The sequence below is a fragment of the Pseudomonas sp. CC120222-01a genome (assembly GCF_003097235.1).
Classification (GTDB): Bacteria; Pseudomonadota; Gammaproteobacteria; order Pseudomonadales; family Pseudomonadaceae; genus Aquipseudomonas.
The window spans coordinates 1-18,266 of sequence record NZ_QEQQ01000005.1 but is presented as its reverse complement, the minus strand read 5'-3'; the positions used below and the strand labels follow the sequence as shown (position 1 = coordinate 18,266).

14 protein-coding genes and 1 pseudogene are annotated in these 18,266 nt (G+C 61.5%); 5 read left to right on the top strand and 10 right to left on the bottom strand.

Annotated features, from left to right (window positions below):
- Nucleotides 1-17: 17 nt before the first annotated feature.
- Nucleotides 18-935, bottom strand: a complete 918-nt coding sequence (locus tag N430_RS08505; protein WP_110636217.1) for a glutamate/aspartate ABC transporter substrate-binding protein — start codon at nt 933-935, stop codon at nt 18-20.
- Nucleotides 936-1,266: 331 nt separating this feature from the next.
- Here N430_RS08505 and N430_RS08500 point away from each other — a divergent pair, with 331 nt between their 5' ends.
- Nucleotides 1,267-5,385 carry an NEL-type E3 ubiquitin ligase domain-containing protein gene (locus N430_RS08500; RefSeq protein ID WP_110636220.1) on the top strand — a complete coding sequence of 1,373 codons (4,119 nt, stop codon included), beginning with the start codon at nt 1,267-1,269 and terminating at the stop codon, nt 5,383-5,385.
- A 20-nt stretch (nt 5,386-5,405) separates the two neighbouring features.
- On the opposite strand, the gene glpD is transcribed toward N430_RS08500, so the two are convergent.
- The 4 genes from glpD to N430_RS08480 all read right to left on the bottom strand — a co-directional run bounded on the left by glpD (nt 5,406) and on the right by N430_RS08480 (nt 10,368).
- Entirely contained in the window at nt 5,406-6,944 is a 1,539-nt protein-coding gene (glpD, locus tag N430_RS08495) for a glycerol-3-phosphate dehydrogenase (protein WP_110636223.1), read from the bottom strand.
- 174 nt (nt 6,945-7,118) lie between these two features.
- Nucleotides 7,119-7,874 (bottom strand): DNA-binding transcriptional repressor GlpR, encoded by a 756-nt coding sequence (gene glpR, locus N430_RS08490; RefSeq protein WP_110636225.1) that lies wholly within the window; start codon nt 7,872-7,874, stop codon nt 7,119-7,121.
- Between the two features lie 101 nt (nt 7,875-7,975).
- On the bottom strand, nt 7,976-9,475 hold the full coding sequence (gene glpK / locus N430_RS08485) for a glycerol kinase GlpK (protein ID WP_110636228.1): 1,500 nt from the start codon (nt 9,473-9,475) through the stop codon (nt 7,976-7,978).
- 41 nt (nt 9,476-9,516) lie between these two features.
- Nucleotides 9,517-10,368: an MIP/aquaporin family protein gene (locus tag N430_RS08480; protein ID WP_110636231.1), complete on the bottom strand. Its 852-nt coding sequence runs from the start codon at nt 10,366-10,368 to the stop codon at nt 9,517-9,519.
- Nucleotides 10,369-10,670: 302 nt separating this feature from the next.
- Between N430_RS08480 and ybaK the strand changes: the two genes are divergently transcribed.
- Nucleotides 10,671-11,141, top strand: a complete 471-nt coding sequence (gene ybaK, locus N430_RS08475; protein WP_110636234.1) for a Cys-tRNA(Pro) deacylase — start codon at nt 10,671-10,673, stop codon at nt 11,139-11,141.
- A gap of 37 nt (nt 11,142-11,178) precedes the next feature.
- Here the strand turns inward: ybaK and N430_RS08470 are convergent, their stop codons facing one another.
- Both N430_RS08470 and argF read right to left on the bottom strand, forming a co-directional pair.
- Nucleotides 11,179-12,288 carry an ABC transporter ATP-binding protein gene (locus N430_RS08470; RefSeq protein ID WP_110636245.1) on the bottom strand — a complete coding sequence of 370 codons (1,110 nt, stop codon included), beginning with the start codon at nt 12,286-12,288 and terminating at the stop codon, nt 11,179-11,181.
- Nucleotides 12,285-13,205: an ornithine carbamoyltransferase gene (argF, locus tag N430_RS08465; protein WP_060512706.1), complete on the bottom strand. Its 921-nt coding sequence runs from the start codon at nt 13,203-13,205 to the stop codon at nt 12,285-12,287. The genes N430_RS08470 and argF overlap by 4 nt, the downstream gene beginning before the upstream one ends.
- A 383-nt stretch (nt 13,206-13,588) precedes the next feature.
- Here argF and N430_RS08460 point away from each other — a divergent pair, with 383 nt between their 5' ends.
- Both N430_RS08460 and grxD read left to right on the top strand, forming a co-directional pair.
- Nucleotides 13,589-15,697, top strand: a complete 2,109-nt coding sequence (locus N430_RS08460; protein ID WP_110636248.1) for a molybdopterin oxidoreductase family protein — start codon at nt 13,589-13,591, stop codon at nt 15,695-15,697.
- Between the two features lie 91 nt (nt 15,698-15,788).
- Nucleotides 15,789-16,124, top strand: a complete 336-nt coding sequence (grxD, locus tag N430_RS08455) for a Grx4 family monothiol glutaredoxin (RefSeq protein ID WP_016395685.1) — start codon at nt 15,789-15,791, stop codon at nt 16,122-16,124.
- A 58-nt stretch (nt 16,125-16,182) separates the two neighbouring features.
- On the opposite strand, the gene bfr is transcribed toward grxD, so the two are convergent.
- Nucleotides 16,183-16,656: a bacterioferritin gene (gene bfr, locus N430_RS08450; RefSeq protein WP_003258014.1), complete on the bottom strand. Its 474-nt coding sequence runs from the start codon at nt 16,654-16,656 to the stop codon at nt 16,183-16,185.
- Between the two features lie 201 nt (nt 16,657-16,857).
- A complete protein-coding gene (locus N430_RS08445) occupies nt 16,858-17,079 on the bottom strand; it encodes a bacterioferritin-associated ferredoxin (protein ID WP_027918972.1) in 222 nt (73 codons plus the stop codon).
- Between the two features lie 214 nt (nt 17,080-17,293).
- On the opposite strand from N430_RS08445, the gene N430_RS08435 reads away from it, so the two are divergent.
- Nucleotides 17,294-17,896 carry a peroxiredoxin gene (locus N430_RS08435; RefSeq protein WP_027918971.1) on the top strand — a complete coding sequence of 201 codons (603 nt, stop codon included), beginning with the start codon at nt 17,294-17,296 and terminating at the stop codon, nt 17,894-17,896.
- Nucleotides 17,897-17,961: 65 nt separating this feature from the next.
- On the opposite strand, the pseudogene N430_RS08430 reads toward N430_RS08435, so the two are convergent.
- A pseudogene (locus tag N430_RS08430) lies at nt 17,962-18,266 on the bottom strand (IS4 family transposase); the annotation flags it as partial.

Here is an 18,266-nt window from a genome sequence, read left to right as displayed (position 1 = left end):
CACTATTTGACTGAGGATCAGGACTTCTTCTCGTCCGCGGCCTTGTCGGTCGGCTCGGCGATCAGTTTCTTCAGCTCGTCGCTCATCTGGAAGTTCAGGTTGAGGCCCTTTGGCGGGATCGGCTGGGTGAACCACTTGTCGTAGCTCTTGGTGACTTCGCCCGATTTGTAGTAAGCCACGATGGCGTCATCGACCGCTTTCTTGAACGCTGCGTCATCCTTGCGCACCATGCAGCCGTAGATTTCGTACGACTGTGGAGTGCCGGTAATGACCCAGTCGCTTGGCTTCTTGGCCTTGGCCATTTCGCCGGCGAGCAGGGCGTCGTCCATCATGAAGGCTACCGCGCGGCCGCTTTCGAGCATGTTGAAGGCTTCACCGTGGTCCTTGGCGGAAATCACGTTCATCTTCATCTGCTTGTCAGCGTTCATGGCCTTGAGCAGGCGCTCGGAGGTGGTACCTGCAGTGGTCACCACGTTCTTGCCGGCCAGGTCAGGGAAGTCCTTGTAGGCAGGCTGACCGTCCTTGACCTTGGTCAGCAGACGGGTACCGACTTCGAAGATACCGACCGAGAAGCCGACTTGCTGCTGGCGCTCGACGTTGTTGGTGGTGGAGCCGCACTCAAGGTCGACGGTGCCGTTCTGCACCAGCGGGATGCGGGTCTGGGAGGTAACGAGGTTGTACTTGACCTTGATGTCGGTACCCAGTTGCTTCTTCAGGGCATCGACCACGGCCAGCTGGATGTCATGGGAGTAGCCCACGGGCGTTTGACCGCCAGCCAGGTAGGAAAACGGAATGGAAGAGTCGCGGTGGCCCAGGGTGATGGTGCCCGAGTCCTTGATCTTCTTCAGGGTGCCGGTCAGTTCTTCGGCCATGGCTGGCGAAGCGATGATCGCGGCGGCGATGGTTGCACCCAACAGATGACGAACGATACGCATCAAATTTTCCTCGACGTGTTTGTTTTTTTTATGGAGCCGTTGGCGGACTCTTTCGTTCAACGAATACCGCAAGAAGCGATTGCATTCGGCTACCAAGTGTAGAGCATGAGTCGTGCCAAGCTCTGATGTCGATCATAACGTCGCGAAAAGCCTGGGCATCAAGCTTTTATGACAATTTCCAGGTAACTGAAAATTGCCGGATTTCCGAACGAGTGAGTACCTGGCAGTCGGGAATCCGAATGAAGGGCAATGGGGGTACCCAGTGATAAGTACCGACAATGCCCCGCTGCCGCATGGTGTCCTGCGTCTCTTTACAGACCAGGAGACAACCATGCCCTCTGCCGATATCTACCCGTCCGATTCGGTCGATCATCTGATTGCACGACGTTTGCCCGATTGGATTGCCACTGCCCAGACGCAGCATGTCGAGGCCTACCACAAGGCATTGCGTGAACAGCAGCAAGTTGCCGACCAGTTGCGGCACCTGTTGAGCCGCATACCGAGCGTCGAGGACTTCGGCGCGCCGCTGCTGGAAAAAGCCCTGGCCGAGTCCGGGCTGGGCCACGTCGATCCGCGGCACGCATTCACCGTGGTCACGGAAGAGTTCTCTCTGCCTTCGGCGGCGGAGAAGTTTCATCACCCGACCGTTACCTACACCACACGCCAGTCACTGCTGGCTTCGGCGATGCACAATTTCGAAGCGCATGAGGCCGAACCCTGGCTACTGCGCAAGGCGTATCTGGTCGACGGCAAAAAGGCACGCTTGAAGATGAGCTTCGAGCGTTTCGTGAAACTGTGTCGCACGCTGGACATCGGTGGTCGGTACCAGGCGCTGCTCAAGACCGTACTGCAGCCCAAGGCAGGGCGAGGCCAACCGGTCGACCAGGCACGCAAAGGCATTGACCAGCTGTTTCAGGACGGCGTGCGGACACAAATGAAGGCTGCGTTGTACGAGGCTCGGATCAAGGGCCAGCTCGACGAGCGTGATCTGCAGCGCCTGTTGCCGCTGCTCGAGCGACCGCCGCTGCCCGCCTATCAGGGCGGCACGCTGTCAGCGCGCCAGTTGTACCTGTTGGGTACGCCCATGGTCGGGGTCATCGCCCTGGAATGGCGACCTGCGCCGGATGCGGCCATCGATGAAGTGATTCTGTGGTTGCCGGGTGATCCGGAAAAAAGCCTGCGCCATTACGACGCCTGGGAACAGGTATACGCCGACCTGGCGACACGCATGAGCGACAAGCCGCTGCGAAACTACCTTCGCCGCTTTGTCAGGGCCCGGGATCGACAGCGTTTCGACACGGCACTGTCGCGCGCGCTGGCCGCTGCGGCACCGGCAAAGCCGCTGGAGCTGGACGGGCGCAACCTGCCGGTCGATGGCGAGCTGTTCAGCCATGCCCAGGCTCAGGTGCAAGCCAGGCTCTACGATGATGCGCGTTACGTCGCGGTCCCTACCGACGATGAAGACCGCTTGAGCAGGCACAGGCGCTTGCAGGCGATGGAGGCTGCCGGGCTGGATCTGCTGGGCCTGGCTGCGCTTTTCGTGCCCGTGTTGGGTGAGCTGCTGCTGGTGGTGAGCGCCGTGCAACTGCTCGACGAAGTCTACGAGGGCTACCGGAACTGGCAGTTGGGTGATCGACAAGGCGCATTGGATCATGTCTTCAATGTGGTCGAGGGTCTGGCATTGGCAGGTGCCACGGGCGCCGTGCTTCACGGCGTCAAGCGCGTGTCGTGGGTGGGCGAGCTGGAGCCGAAAGTGCTACCCGCAGGCAGTGTGAGGCTCAGGCGTAACCCTCACTTCCTGCCTCGCGAAAGCAACCCGTTAGTCATGCTCCAGGGGCTACCGGGCTGGGATTTCGCCGATATGCTCTCGTCCAGGGCTCGTATATTGCTGGATGCCACGGGCCTGCAGACCGACCAACTGCGGCGCCTGGCCCTTGAGCGCGGTGCAGCGCCCGCCCGCTTGCTGGACATGCACGAGCTTCTCGAGCTGCATGCCGCCCAACCAGGGCTGCGCGGCCCGGCGCTGGAGCAGGCGCGCCAACCAGCCAGCCCTGAGCAAGGCAAATTGATGAAGGCATTCAGCGGTCTGACGCCCCGCGGCGCCCAGGAAATCATCGATCACAGCAGCTCGGCCGTGCAGCAACAACTGCTCACCGAGTCGCGGATCCCGCTTGGGATGGCCGAGCGCGCACGCTGGTATGTGCGCGATAGTCGCGTGGATCGGGCCTGCCTGGGTGTGCGGCTGCCGGAAATGCTCAATGCCGATGGCGAGAAGCTCATCTTCGGGTTGATCGAACGCAAGGCGCCCTGGCCCGACTCGGTACGGGTGGAACTACGCGTCGGTAGCCGCGATGGGCTGTTGCTGTGCGCAAGCCAAGGCGAGGCTGCGAGCGAGACCAGAGTGATCATCAAGCATGACCAGGCCTATGCGCTAGACAGCGGTACAGGTAGCCCCGGTTCCTTGCTGCAAGCGATGGTGCAGTGTCTTGACGACGACCAGAAGATGGCGTTGGGCAACATCGACCTGCAGATGTCGCAATTACGCGACACGTTGCTCGAGAGCGCCGCCAACGACCGTGAGCAAGCGGCCAAGCTGATGGGGCTCGTTCCGCGGGGCGCTGGCGTGCGCCCACCCCGGCGTTTTGCCGATGGACGCCTGGCCTATCGGCTCAGTGGGGATGGCGAGAGCAGTCGGCAGGCGATACGGCGAGGCATTCACCAGATCTTCCCGACCCTGAGCGAAATGCAGCTCGAGGCCTACATGGAGGCAGTGCGCCAGCGCGGTGAAAACCTGTGGGACCATTACCAGATGCTGCAGCGCCAGCTCACCCAGCTGCGTGAGGTGCTGCGCCAATGGCAGGCCGATTGGCGTACACCGATAGACGCCATCCGCCGCCGCCGTGTCGCCGATACGCTGCGCCGCAGCTGGCGGCGCAAGCTGGTGGACGGTAACGATCAGTACGAACTGACCCTCGATGGCGAGCATGTCGATGCGCTGCCCAGCCTGCCGGCCGGTATCGATTACGTCCATGTCCGCCGGCTGGCGTTGCGCAACATGAACCTGCTGGACATCGACGCGTCATTCCTCAGGTTATTTCCGAATGTTGTCGATCTCGACCTTAGCGGCAATCGCCTGAGCCGCGTGCCTGAAGGGATCGAAAGGCTTACCCAGCTGAGAAGGCTTAACCTGGGCAATAACCAGATCATTCTGGACGAAGCTGCAAGCGGCAACCTGGCGAGGTTGCAGTTGCTGGATACGCTGATCCTCAGCTACAACCCGCTCAACGGCATGCCTGACCTCACGGCCTTGCCCCACGTGCGCGATGTGCGGCTGCGGTCTACCGGGCAGGCGGATATGGCCGTGATCCACCAGCGGGTCGCATTGCGTGCGCACATCGACCTGCGCGACAACCGGATCAGCGAGCTGCAGCGCGAGATGCGTGGTTTACGCCTGCGTCTGCAAAGGCTCAACCTGCACGAGAACCCGCTCAACGAAAGCAGCGCAGCCTACCTTGACGAGGCACGCGGTGTCAGCGAATCCAGCGCCCGGGGCGGAGCATCGTATTCGCACGAGGCGGTGGACGTCGAGACTCGCGCTGAATGGGTGGCCAGCCGGGACGAAACGTTGCGCGCGCGCCGTGAAGCTACATGGGACCGTCTGATCGAAGAGCCAGGCTCGGCAGGGCTATTCCGTTTCCTCGCCGATTTCGTCGAAGGCGAGGATTTCGAAGCGCATCCGCGGCATTATCGCCGGCGTGTCTGGCATATCCTCGACGCCTGTGAACACAACGAAGCCTTGCGCGAGCAGCTGTTCCGCGAGGCTGATGCGCCCCGTAGCTGCGATGACCGCTTGTTGTTGATGCTCAACCAGATGGAGGTGGGCATTTTGGCCTACCAAGGCATCGACGGCGTTCCGGTGGCCGTGCGGGAGGCCCGTTTCCTGCGCCTGGGTCGCCAGCTGCACCGGTTGGACCTGCTCGATGAGATTGCCGCACGCCACGTGCAACGCTTGCGCGCGGAGGGCCTGGTCGAGGTCGACGAAATCGAAACGCGGCTCTACTACCGCTCACGGCTGGCAACCGTGCTGGACCTGCCAGCATCAGCAGACCGGATGCATTTCGCCTCGTTCGCCCACGTGAGCCACGCCGACCTCAGCCATGCGGAGCTGGACGTGCTGAGGGCCGATACGTCGGTGGCCATGCTCGACGCGCTGGTGCAGCGGCCCTTCTGGCAGAACTACCTGCGCGAAACGTACCCAGAACGCTTCCAGGCCCTGACTGCGCCCTTCCACGAGCGCATGGAATCGCTGGAGGTACAGGCCACTACGGGCCAGGAAAGCGACTACGCCCGACGGACCCAGGCGTTGATGCACGAGCATGAGGCCGATGAGATGGCGTTGATGCGCAGCCTTACCACCGAAGCCTGGGCTCGCCGCCGATCCGTGGGCTAAGCGCCACCCGGCAGGCGGCGTCAGGCTGCCTGGATGTCAGCCTGACGCCGCGCGCGTTGTTGCAGGTAATCTTTCAACACCTGTTGCTCAGCCGCGCTGGTGAACAGCCCCAGCTTGGTGCGGCGCCAGAGGATATCGTCGGCGCCGCACGCCCACTCCTGGTCGCACAGGTAGTCCACCTCGCGCGCGAACAGCCCACCGCCAATCGCCTGGCCCAGGTCTTGCGGCCCATGCACGCCATCGAGCAACTGCCATACGCGGTAGCCATAGGTGAGTGCCCAGCGTTTAGCGATGTCCACCGGCAGCCAGCCGCAGCGCGCCAGTACAGCATCGACCAACGCCTGGACGGTGGTCATGTTTTCTCCACCCGGCAATGGCGCACTGGCCGTCCAGCTGCCACGCATGTGCGGGAAGTGCGGCTGGAGCTCGGCCATTGCCGATTCGGCCAGCTTGCGGTAAGTGGTCAGCTTGCCGCCGAACACCGAGAGCAAGGGTGCCTGGCCTTCGCTGGCCGACAGCGCCAAGGTGTAGTCCCGGGTGACGGCGGACGGGTTGTCCGACTCGTCGTTGCACAGTGGGCGGACACCAGAGTAAGTGTGCACGATATCGTCGCGCACCAGCTGATGGTTGAAGTGTTCGTTGACCACCTTCAGCAAGTAGTCTGTTTCTTGCTCGGTGATTGCCACCTTGGCCGGGTCGCCGCTGTATTCGCGGTCGGTGGTACCGATCAGGGTAAAGCGCTCCAGGTACGGAATGCAGAAGACGATGCGCTGGTCTTCGTTCTGCAGGATGTAGGCGTGTTCGCCCTCGTACAGACGCGGCACGATGACGTGGCTGCCCTGGATCAGGCGGATGCCATAAGGGGCATCGAGCTTGAGATCGTCCTTGATGAAGCTGGCGACCCAGGGGCCGGCGGCATTGACCAGGGCGCGGGCGCGAATGCTCTGCAGGCTGCCATCGGCGTGCTGCAGTTCAACCTGCCAAAGGCCGTCCACACGCTCAGCGCGCAGGCAACGGGTGTGGGTGTGGATGCGTGCGCCGTTTTCGCGGGCGCTCATGGCATTGAGCACCACCAGACGGGCATCGTCCACAGCGCAGTCGGCATATTCGAATCCGCGGGTGATTGCCGGCTTGAGCGGGTAGCCCGGGCCAAAGCGCAAGCTGCGGGAGGCACCCAGGCGCTTGCGTTTGCCCAGGTGGTCGTAGAGGAACAGGCCGGCGCGGATCATCCACGCCGGGCGCAGGTGCGGGCGGTGCGGTAGCACGAAGCGCATCGGTTTGACGATGTGCGGGGCCTTGGCCAGCAGTACTTCGCGTTCGGCCAGCGCTTCACGCACCAAACGGAATTCGTAGTGTTCCAGGTAGCGCAGGCCGCCATGGATCAGCTTGCTGCTGGCCGACGAGGTGTGCTGCGCCAGGTCGTCCTTCTCGCAGAGGAACACCTTGAGGCCGCGCCCGGCGGCGTCTGCAGCGATACCCACACCATTGATGCCACCGCCGATCACGGCGAGGTCGTAGCAGTCGGCGACTGGGGGCTGGGACGAAACGGGCTGGGACACGGGCAAGGCCTCCTGAGGCTGTTCACATCGAATATGAACATTGATGTTCGTTTTCGAAAATACTAGCGCAACAGAAAGCCGGTCGCCAGTCAGTCTTTATAGAAAAAACTGATCAGATGACAATAAAGTGAACATTTACGAAAATGACGGGCCTTTTGACGGCCCGTCGTAAGCTCAGACCACTTCGAGGCGGATCTTGTACTGGTTCAGCAGTTGGGTGAGGGCAGGTGTAGGTGCCTGGTCGGTCACCAGGCAGTCGACCAGGCTGATCGAGCCCAGGCGCACCATGGCGTTGCGCCCGAACTTGCTGGAGTCGGCGGCAAGCACAACCTGGCGGGCATTGGCGATGATCGCCTGGGAAACCCGCACTTCCTGATAATCGAAATCGAGCAAGCTGCCGTCTTCATCGATGCCGCTGATGCCCACCAGGGCGAAATCCACTTTGAACTGATTGATGAAGTCGACGCTGGCCTGGCCCACCACGCCGCCGTCACGACGCACCGTGCCGCCGGCTACCAGGACCTCGAAGTCATCCTTGGCGGCCAAAATGGCAGCCACATGCAGGTTGTTGGTGATGACCTTCAGGTGGTTGTGGTTGAGCAATGCCCGGGCAATCGACTCCGTAGTCGTGCCGATATTGATGAACAGTGAGGCATGGTCGGGAATCTGCCGCGCCACGGCTTCGGCGATGCGTTGCTTTTCATCGCGCATCTGGTCGGCGCGCATGGCATAGGCAGTGTTCTCGATGCTCGAATCATAGGCAGCACCGCCGTGGTAGCGGCGCAGCAGGTTGAGCTCGGCGAGCTGGTTGATGTCGCGGCGGATGGTTTGCGGCGTGACGACGAACAGCTGCGCCATTTCTTCGATACTGACGTAGCCGCGGTCGCGCACCAGTTCGAGGATTTGTTGTTGGCGTGGGGGCAGATTCATGGGCGGTCCTTTGGGGCTGCCGGACAAATTCTGCAATGATGCCGTAGGAAGGGGAGTACGGCCAGTAGACGATGGGGGCCGCATCGCGGCCCCCTTGTGTGTTACGCCTCGTGATCTTCCCAGTCACGGGTGCGGTCGACGGCCTTCTTCCAGCCGGCATACAGTTTTTCTTTCTGCGCCTCATCCAGCTGCGGGCTGAACTCGCGCTCGATGATCGCCTTGTCGCGCAGCTCTTCCAGGCCGCTCCAGAAGCCACAGGCCAGGCCTGCCAGGTAGGCGGCGCCGAGGGCGGTGGTTTCACGCATTTTCGGGCGCTCCACGCAGGTGCCGAGGATGTCGGCCTGGAACTGCATGAGGAAGTTGTTGGCCACTGCGCCACCGTCAACGCGCAGCTCCGACAGACGTTCGCCGCAATCCTGCTGCATGGCGTCGAGCACGTCGCGGGTCTGGTAGGCGATCGATTCCAGTGCGGCGCGAATGATGTGATCGACTTTCACGCCACGGGTCAGGCCGAACAGCGCGCCACGGGCATACGGGTCCCAGTACGGTGCACCCAGGCCGGTGAAGGCTGGCACCAGATACACCCCGTTGCTGTCCTTGACCTTGCTGGCGAAGTACTCGGTGTCCAGGGCATCATTGACGATCTTCAGCTCGTCACGCAGCCACTGCACGGTGGAGCCACCGTTGAAGACCGCGCCTTCCAGGGCATAGGCCACCTCGCCACGCGGGCCGCAGGCGATGGTCGTGAGCAGGCCGTGGGAGGACTTCACGGCCTTGTCGCCGGTGTTCATCAGCAGGAAGCAGCCGGTGCCATAGGTGTTCTTGGCCTGGCCCGGTTCCACGCACATCTGGCCGAACAGCGCCGATTGCTGGTCGCCGGCAATACCGGCAATGGCGATGCCGCTCTTGGTATGGCCGTACACTTCCGACGACGGGCGCACTTCAGGCAGCATCTGCCGCGGGATGCCGAGGATCTCAAGCAGCTTTTCGTCCCACTGCAGGCTGTGGATGTTGAACATCAGCGTGCGCGAGGCGTTGGTGTAGTCGGTGACATGCACCTTGCCGCCGGAGAACTTCCAGATCAGCCAGGTATCGATGGTGCCAAACAGCAGTTCGCCGCGCTCGGCGCGTTCACGGGCACCTTCGACATTGTCGAGGATCCATTTCAGCTTGGTGCCGGAGAAGTACGGGTCGGTGACCAGGCCGGTGGCTTCGCGAATGTACGCTTCATGGCCATCACGCTTGAGCTGGGCGCAGATCTCGGTGCTGCGGCGGCACTGCCAGACGATGGCGTTATACACCGGGCGGCCGGTTTCCTTGTCCCACACCACGGTGGTTTCACGCTGGTTGGTGATGCCCAGCGCGGCAACTTGCGCATGGCTGATGCCAGCCTGGGCCAGGGCCTCGACCATGGTCGCGCTCTGGGTGGCGAAGATCTCCATCGGGTCGTGCTCGACCCAGCCAGCTTGCGGGTAGTGTTGGGCGAACTCGCGCTGCGAGGTACCGACCACATTGGCATCGCGGTCGAAGATGATCGCCCGCGAACTGGTGGTGCCCTGGTCCAGGGCGATGATGTAGTTCTTATCCTGGGTGTCTGTCATGGTCGTAGGCCTTGCATAAAGAGGAGTTCAGGGCGTCAGCATCAGTTGGCTTGAGTATCGCCCTGGCGATTGTCGGTTGTCTCGGCGCTTGCGCTTTGCGCCGTCGGCAGGTTGCGGGCGATCAGGCCGCGATAGGTCGCAGCCCCCAGGCATGCGCCGAGGATCGGTGCGAACACCGGAACCAGGAAATACGGAATGTCCCGACCGCCAGTGAAGGCGATTTCGCCCCAGCCAGCCAGGAAAGTCATCAATTTGGGCCCGAAATCGCGGGCCGGGTTCATCGCAAAGCCGGTCAGCGGGCCCATGGCACTGCCGATCACGGCAATCAGCAGGCCGATGAGCAACGGCGCCATGGCGCCGCGCGGCAGGCCGTTGTTGTCATCGGTCAGGGCCATGATCACCGCCATCAGGATCGCGGTGATCACCACTTCGACCAGGAACGCCTGGCCAGTGGACAGTGACGGGTGCGGATACGTCGAGAAGACCGAAGCCAGTTCCAGGCTTTCGGTGCTGCCACGCAGCATGGCGTGGGCCTGTTCGAAATCGAAGAACAGGTTGCTGTAGAGCGTGTAAACGAGTGCGGCGCCGCAGAATGCTCCGCAGATCTGGGCAAGCGCGTAGAACGGCAGCTTGCGCTTGTCGAAGCCGGCGAACAGGGTGAGCGCGATGCTCACGGCCGGGTTCAGGTGCGCGCCGGAAATGCCAGCGGTGAGGTAGATCGCCATGCTCACGCCGACACCCCAGATGATGCTGATTTCCCATAGCCCGAAGCTGGCGCCAGCGACCTTGAGCGCGGCAACGCAGCCGGTACCGAAGAAGATCAGCAAGGCGGTGCCGAGAAACTCGGCCAGGCATTGGCTGGACAGTGTGGGTTCGCGTAGAGCAGTCGTCATGTCTGACCTCGTTGTTTTTGTTGTGAGGCGCTAAGCGCTCGACAGCAAAGCCTGGTGTCTATCCCCATAGACCCCAGGCGGGTGTTAAGAAGTGCACCTTAAAAGGGCACCATTTATTCAGAAACGAAAAAATATAGACAAGAAACGCTGATGTCAAAGGTCGAAAGTGAACGGGTAGTCACGTTTTGGTCGCCTGTTTCAAAGGCTGATGCCCGTAGTAGAGGGCTGCGTCAGCCATTGGCTGGCTGCGATGTAGGAATTGCCCTAAAGTAGCCGCGACCTGTCCCAGACCGGAGCACTGCATGACCCCCGCACTCGACCTGTTGAAAAAAGCCCGCGCCGAACATCGCGTGCACAGCTATGAACATGACCCGAAATCGGCGTCATATGGGCTGGAGGCGGCGGAAAAGCTCGGGCTCGAACCGCAGCAGGTGTTCAAGACCTTGCTGGCGAGCAGCGAGAAGGGCGAGTTGCTGGTGGCGGTGGTGCCGGTGGTAGGGACGCTGGACCTCAAGGCACTGGCCCATGCGGCTGGCGTGAAAAAATGCGAAATGGCCGACCCGGCAGTGGCTCAGCGGGCGACGGGCTATCTGGTGGGCGGGATCAGCCCCTTGGGGCAGAAGAAGCGCCTGCGCACCTTCATCGATGATTCGGCGCAGAATTTTGCAACCATCCATGTCAGCGCCGGACGGCGAGGGCTGGAGGTCGAGCTGGCGGCGGCGGTACTGGCCGAGCATACCCAGGGCAAATTTGCCGGGATTGGTAAAGGCTGAGATTGCTGGGGCCGCACAGCGGCCCCAAAATCTTGAATCAGGTCGCCGAGCTGTAGCGGCGAACCCCGTTCTCCTGGCGCGCCGACTGCGTCGCGACACTGCCTGGTACCGGGAACAGCACCAGGTGGTCGGCCTTCACCGCAATCCCCACATGCTCACCCAGCTGGTGGTCGATATGGCTCGGGAAGATCGCTTCGAGCTGGCTGCCAGTGGGCAACTGCAAACGGTACAGCGTCGATGCACCGAGGAAGCTCTTGCCGACGATGTTCGCCTGCAGCGCGCTGCCCGGGGCTGACACGATGTCATCGGGGCGCAACAGCACATCCACCGAGCTGCCTGGCGCCATGGTGTAGGCACGGTTGCCACGCAGCTCGCCCAGTTCGGTATTGACCGCTTCGTGGCTGCTCATCTGGCCACGGATGAAGTAACCCTGGCCGACGAAACTGGCCACGAACGGTGTTTGCGGTTCGTGATACAGGTTGTAAGGCGTATCCCACTGCTCCAGCCGGCCTTCCTTGAACACACCGACGTGATCGCTGACGGCAAACGCCTCTTCCTGGTCATGGGTCACCAGGATCGCACTGGTGCCGCGGCTCTTGAGGATGTCGCGCACTTCGTGGCTGAGGCGCCGGCGCAGTTCCACGTCGAGGTTGGAGAACGGTTCGTCGAGCAGCAGCAGTTGTGGCTCAGGCGCCAGCGCGCGCGCCAGGGCGACACGCTGTTGCTGGCCACCCGACAGCTCGTGCGGGTAGCGCCCGCCGAGGCCGCCAAGCTTGACCAGTTCGAGCATCTCTTCGATCACCTGGGCCTGGTTCGGGTGCTTGGCAATGCCGAAGGCGATGTTCTGCGCAACGGTCAGGTGCGGGAACAGGGCGTAGTCCTGGAACACCATGCCGATCCGGCGTTTTTCCGGGGCCAGGGTGAAGCCGGCACGGGAGATGACCTCGCCGGCCAGCTGGATTTCACCTTCGTGCACCGGCTCGAAACCGGCGATGGCGCGCAGGGTGGTGGTCTTGCCGCAACCCGACGAGCCCAGCAGGCAACCGATGTCGCCTGCGTTCAGGTGCAGGTTGAGGTTCTGGACGATGCGCTGCTCGCCGTAGCCGCAGGCGAGGTTGCGCAGGTTGAGCAGTAAGGGTTGACTCATGCGTGGTGGTAAGCCGGTTCGACAAGGAATTCGAGAAGGGCCTTCTGTGCATGCAAGCGGTTTTCAGCCTGGTCCCAGGCGACCGAACGAGGGTCGTCGAGCAGGTCATGGCTGATTTCCTCGCCCCGGTGGGCGGGCAGGCAGTGCATGAACAGGGCGTCGGGTGCCGCCAGGTCGAGCAGTGCGCGGGTGACCTGGTAAGGCGCGAAATGCGCCAGGCGCCGTGCAGTTTCCTCTTCCTGACCCATGGAAGTCCAGACATCCGTGGTCACCAGGTGCGCACCACGCACGGCTTCCTGCGGATCGCGGATGATCTGCACGTGGTCGCCACCCAGGGCCATGAAGCGTGGATCGGGCTCATAGCCCTCCGGGCAGGCGATGCGCAGCTGGAAGTCGAACTGCTTGGCCGCTTCGATATACGAGTTGCACATGTTGAAGCCATCGCCGATCCAGGCCACGGTCTTGCCCTGGATCGAGCCGCGGTGCTCGAGGAAGGTCTGCATGTCGGCCAGCAGCTGGCACGGGTGCGACTCGTCGGACAAGGCGTTGATCACCGGCACGCGGGACTTGGCGGCAAATTCAGTCAGGGTGCTGTGGGCGTGGGTACGGATCATCACCACGTCGAGCATGCTCGACAGCACGATGGCGCTGTCACCGATCGGCTCGCCACGGCCCAGCTGGGTGTCCCGTGGCGAGAGGAAGATCGCCTGGCCACCGAGCTGGATCATGCCGGCTTCGAACGACACGCGGGTACGGGTCGAGGACTTCTCGAAGATCATGCCCAGCACGCGGTTTTTCAGGGGCTCGAACAGCACGCCTCGCTTGCGCAGGTCCTTCAGCTCGATGCCTCGGCGGATCACACCGAGCAATTCGTCGGTGGTGAAATCCAGCAGGGAGAGAAAGTGCCTAGCGCTCATGATTGACTACCTTATCTGCAACGGTATGCAGGTCGACCGTATGGTTTTTTTTGACAACGGGAGTGACCTGCGGCGTAAGCCGCACGGGGCGGACGAAATGGGGAAAGGCGCAATACTATAATTAAATGTCGCCTGAAACCAAGAGGGGAAACAGCAGCTCGTTCTTAAGGTGTTGCAAAGGGTGTCGTATCCCTTGCGCCCGTGCTGTTTTTTATTTGCTACAGAAGGTTGTACACGGCTTGCTGGCAATTTGGCAAATGGCTGTCGCGAATCGTGCGCCTGATGTCGCGGGATTCACGCTGCGAAGCGCGCTGGCCGGCGCAAGGTCTGCAGCGCATAGTCATTGCTCGACGATTCCTTACGACAACAAGGCAGAGGCGGCCATGACCAAGACCCTGCATCACCGTGCCTGTCACCTGTGTGAAGCGATCTGCGGCCTGAACATTGAAGTCAGCCACGAAGACGATGGGCGGGCGCTGATCAGCTCGATCAAGGGCGACCCTGAGGACCTTTTCAGTCGGGGTCATATCTGCCCCAAGGCGGTGGCCCTGCAGGACATCCAGAACGACCCGGACCGCCTGCGCCAGCCCCACCGACGGGTAGGGCGCGATTGGCAACCGATCGGCTGGGACGAGGCTTTTGCCTTGGCTGCCGAAAAGCTGTGGGCAATTCAGCAGGTCCACGGGCGTAATGCCGTGGCGGTCTATCAAGGCAACCCCAGCGTCCACAACTATGGGCTGATGACCCACAGCAATTACTTCCTGGGCCTGCTCAAGACCCGAAATCGCTTCTCCGCCACCTCGGTCGACCAGCTGCCGCAGCACCTGACCAGCCACTTGATGTACGGCCACGGCCTGCTGTTGCCGATCCCGGATATCGACCATACCGACTTCATGCTGATCCTCGGCGGCAATCCGCTGGCCTCCAATGGCAGCATCATGACCGTGCCCGACGTGGAAAAGCGCCTGAAAGCCCTGCGCGGGCGAGGGGGGCATCTGGTGGTGGTCGATCCCCGGCGCAGCGAAACCGCCGCCATGGCCGACCGCCATCTGTTCATCCGGCCCGGAGGTGATGCAGCGTTGCTGTGCGGCCTGCTGAACACCCTGTTCGATGAAGACCTCGCGCGAGGTTCGCATTTGCCGATCAGCGGCCTGCAGCACGTGCGCGAGGCAATCTTGCCGTTCAGTGCAGAGGCGATGAGTGCACACTGCGGCATTGCCGCCACCCAGATACGCCAACTGGCGCGGGACTTCGCTGCTGCAGACAAGGCAGTCTGCTATGGGCGCATGGGGGTTTCGACCCAGGCGTTCGGCACGCTGTGTCACTGGCTGGTGCAACTGATCAACCTGGTGACCGGCAACCTTGATCGAGAGGGTGGGGCGCTGTGTACCGAGCCTGCGGTCGATCTGGTGGCGACCACGTCAGGTGGCCATTTCAATGCCTGGCAGAGCCGGGTTTCGGGCTTGCCGGAGTACGCTGGCGAACTGCCGGTGGCGGCCCTGGCAGAGGAGATGCTGACCCCGGGAGAGGGCCAGGTGCGCGCCCTGGTGACGGTTGCCGGCAATCCGGTACTGTCCACGCCCAATGGTCGGCAGCTGGATGCGGCGCTGGACGGGCTGGAGTTCATGCTCAGCATCGACCTCTATATCAATGAAACCACCCGCCACGCCGACCTGATCCTGCCTTCGACCTCGGCGCTGGAAAACGACCATTACGACAGCACCTTCAACCTGCTGGCCGTGCGCAATGTGACCCGTTTCAATCGCGCTATCCTGGCCAAGCCCGAGGGCGCCTTGCATGACTGGGAGATCTTTGTCGGCCTGGCTCAGGCGTTCGCCAAGCGTGCCGAACTGGAACTGAAACCGACCTGGCCGCCAGCGCAGATGATCGACCTGGCCCTGCGCAAGGGGCGCTATGGCGAAGCCAGCGCCTGGAAGCTCTCGCTGCCGGTGCTGGACGAGCACCCCCACGGGCTCGACCTGGGGCCGCTGCGCGCCAACCTGGCGACGCGCCTGGCAACCGCCAGCAAAACCGTCGAGGCGGCGCCGCAGGTGCTGCTGGATGACCTGCAGCGGTTGGCCCTGCAGGCACCTCCCGAGCCGGGCGAGCTGCTGCTGATCGGTCGCCGACACGTGCGCAGCAACAATTCCTGGATGCACAACTTCCATCGCCTGGTCAAAGGCAAGCCGCGCCACCAACTGCTGATGCACCCGCAGGACATGCACAACCGGCAGTTACAGGATGGCCAGCAAGTGCGTATCCGTTCGCGCACTGGCACGCTGGAGGTCGAAGTGCTGGCCTGTGAAGACATGATGCCCGGGGTGGTCAGCCTGCCCCATGGCTTCGGCCATGGTCGCCAGGGTGTGCAGCTGCAGGTTGCCCAGGCGCAGGCGGGTGTCAGTGCCAACGACCTAACGGATGAGCGCCTGCGCGACGCGGTTTCCGGTAATGCTGCGCTCAATGGCGTGCCTGTGCAGGTCGAGGCCGCATGAGCATCGGTAAGGCCGAGCACGCTGCTCGGCTTTCCGATACAATGCGTCACCGTGCCGACGACCGCGTCGGAAAGTTCAGCCGAGGTGCTACATGGATATCATCGAAACGATCAAAGAGCAGATTGCCAACAACACCGTTCTGCTTTACATGAAAGGCTCGCCGAATGCCCCGCAGTGTGGCTTCTCCGCGCGTGCCTCGCAGGCCGTAATGGGTTGCGGCGAGAAGTTCGCTTACGTCGACATCCTGCAGAACCCGGAAATCCGCGCCAACCTGCCAAAATACGCCAACTGGCCGACCTTCCCGCAACTGTGGGTAGCCGGCGAGCTGGTTGGCGGTAGCGACATCATGCTGGAAATGTTCGAGAAGGGTGAGCTGCAGACCCTGATCAAGGACGCCGCCGCCAAGGCCAAGGCTTCCGAAGCCTGATCATCAGGCAGCCATAAAAAAACCCGCTCAAGGCGGGTTTTTTTATGGGGCGAGAATCTTATTCTTCGCCCATCTGCGACTGCAGGTAGTTCTCGATGCCGATCTTGTCGATCAGGCCCAGCTGGGTTTCCAGCCAGTCGATGTGCTCTTCCTCGGACTCGAGGATGTCTTCGAGCATGTCACGCGAGCCGAAGTCGCCGGCGGTTTCGCAGTGGGCGATGGCGGCTTTCAGGTCGACCAGGCCTTTCTGTTCGATCTTCAGGTCGCACTCGAGCATCTCTTTGGTGTGCTCGCCAATCAGCAGCTTGCCCAGGTCCTGAACGTTGGGGATGCCTTCGAGGAAGAGAATACGCTTGATCAGCTTGTCAGCGTGCTTCATCTCGTCGATGGATTCTTTGTACTCGTGTTTGCCGAGCTTGTTCAGCCCCCAATCTTCATACATGCGCGCGTGCAGGAAGTACTGGTTGATCGCGACCAGCTCGTTTCCGAGGATCTTGTTGAGATGCTGGATGACGCTTACGTCGCCTTTCATGTCGGGTTCCTGCCCTGTAGAAGTGTGCCAATACAGGGAAGTTTGAGCCTGTAACTGTGGGCTGTCAAACCTAAGTGTTTGAATAATAAGTGAAAATTAATAGGAATAAGAATGTTTGTGAACCGCGTTGGAACGCTAACTTATTGATATTCAGGCATAAAAAAACCGGACACGAGGTCCGGTTCTTCGAATTCTGTAATATCAGGCAGCAGTAAATTCCACCGGATAGGGCAGGGCGGCGTGCTGGCTCACCTGCAATTCGGTGAGGGTCTCGCGGACCACCTGCTTGGCCAGACAGGCACATTTGCCACACTGGCTGGCGACGTTGGTCGCCGCTCGGACTTCCTTGTAGCTGCAGCATCCTTCATAGATCGCATCGCGGATCTGTCCGTCGGTGACGCCGACACAAAGACACACATACATAAGGGCTGACCATCGCGGGTTGAGTCGATGGGTTGGAGCTTAATGTTAATGAGAATGCTTGTCAAAGGACTTTCTGAAAGGGCCGTGCTTGAGCGACCGACGGTTGCATTCGGCCTGTCACCACAAGCCGTGTATGATGGTCGGCCTTTGTTGGATGTCGGGCAAGCCTGCCTTGGCCCGGCAAACGGTTCTTCACCCTCATCAGGAGATTACAATGAGCGTACTCGTTGGCAAACAAGCCCCCGACTTCACCGTCCCAGCCGTCCTGGGCAATGGCGAAATCGTCGACAGCTTCAACCTGGCCTCGGCCATCAAGGGCAAGTACGGCCTGGTGTTCTTCTACCCACTGGACTTCACCTTCGTCTGCCCGTCCGAGCTGATCGCCCTGGACAACCGCATCCCTGACTTCCAGGCGCGCAACGTTGAAGTGATCGGTGTTTCGATCGACTCGCACTTCACCCACAACGCATGGCGTAACACCCCGGTCAACGCCGGCGGTATCGGCCAGGTCAAGTACACCCTGGCGGCCGACATCACCCACGAAATCTGCAAGGCCTACGACGTCGAGTCCGAAGGCGGCGTAGCCTTCCGTGGCGCCTTCCTGATCGACACCAACGGTGTTGTTCGTTCGCAGATCGTCAACGACCTGCCACTGGGCCGTAACATGGACGAGCTGCTGCGTCTGGTCGACGCCCTGCAATTCCACGAAGAGCACGGCGAAGTCTGCCCTGCCAACTGGAAGAAAGGCGACCAAGGCATGACCGCTTCGCCAGAAGGCGTTGCTGCTTACCTGAGCGAGAACGCTGGCAAGCTGTAATTGCCACGCGCATGAAAAAACCGGCCCATGTGGCTAATGCCAGTCAGTTAAGCTGACTGGCATTTTCATTTTCGGGTCGGGTATTTTGCTGGTCGTTGCTTCACTGCTCTGGGGAACCAACGATCAGGTCGCCGATGAGGTAGGACATACTGCGCTGCTGATGCCTGCAAGTCCGCCAGAAATCCTGGCAGGTTGCCGGGATGATTCAGTGATGTGCCATGCAGCAAGCCCAAGATTGCCCAGCTGCAGGCGGTAAAACTCATTTCGCAGGGATAAACACCTGGGCACTGCCTCGACATCTGAACCATCTGATAGCGCAGCAGGTTGTAGCCCAGCAGCACGCCCCAAAGTTCTTGCGCAATCATCTCTG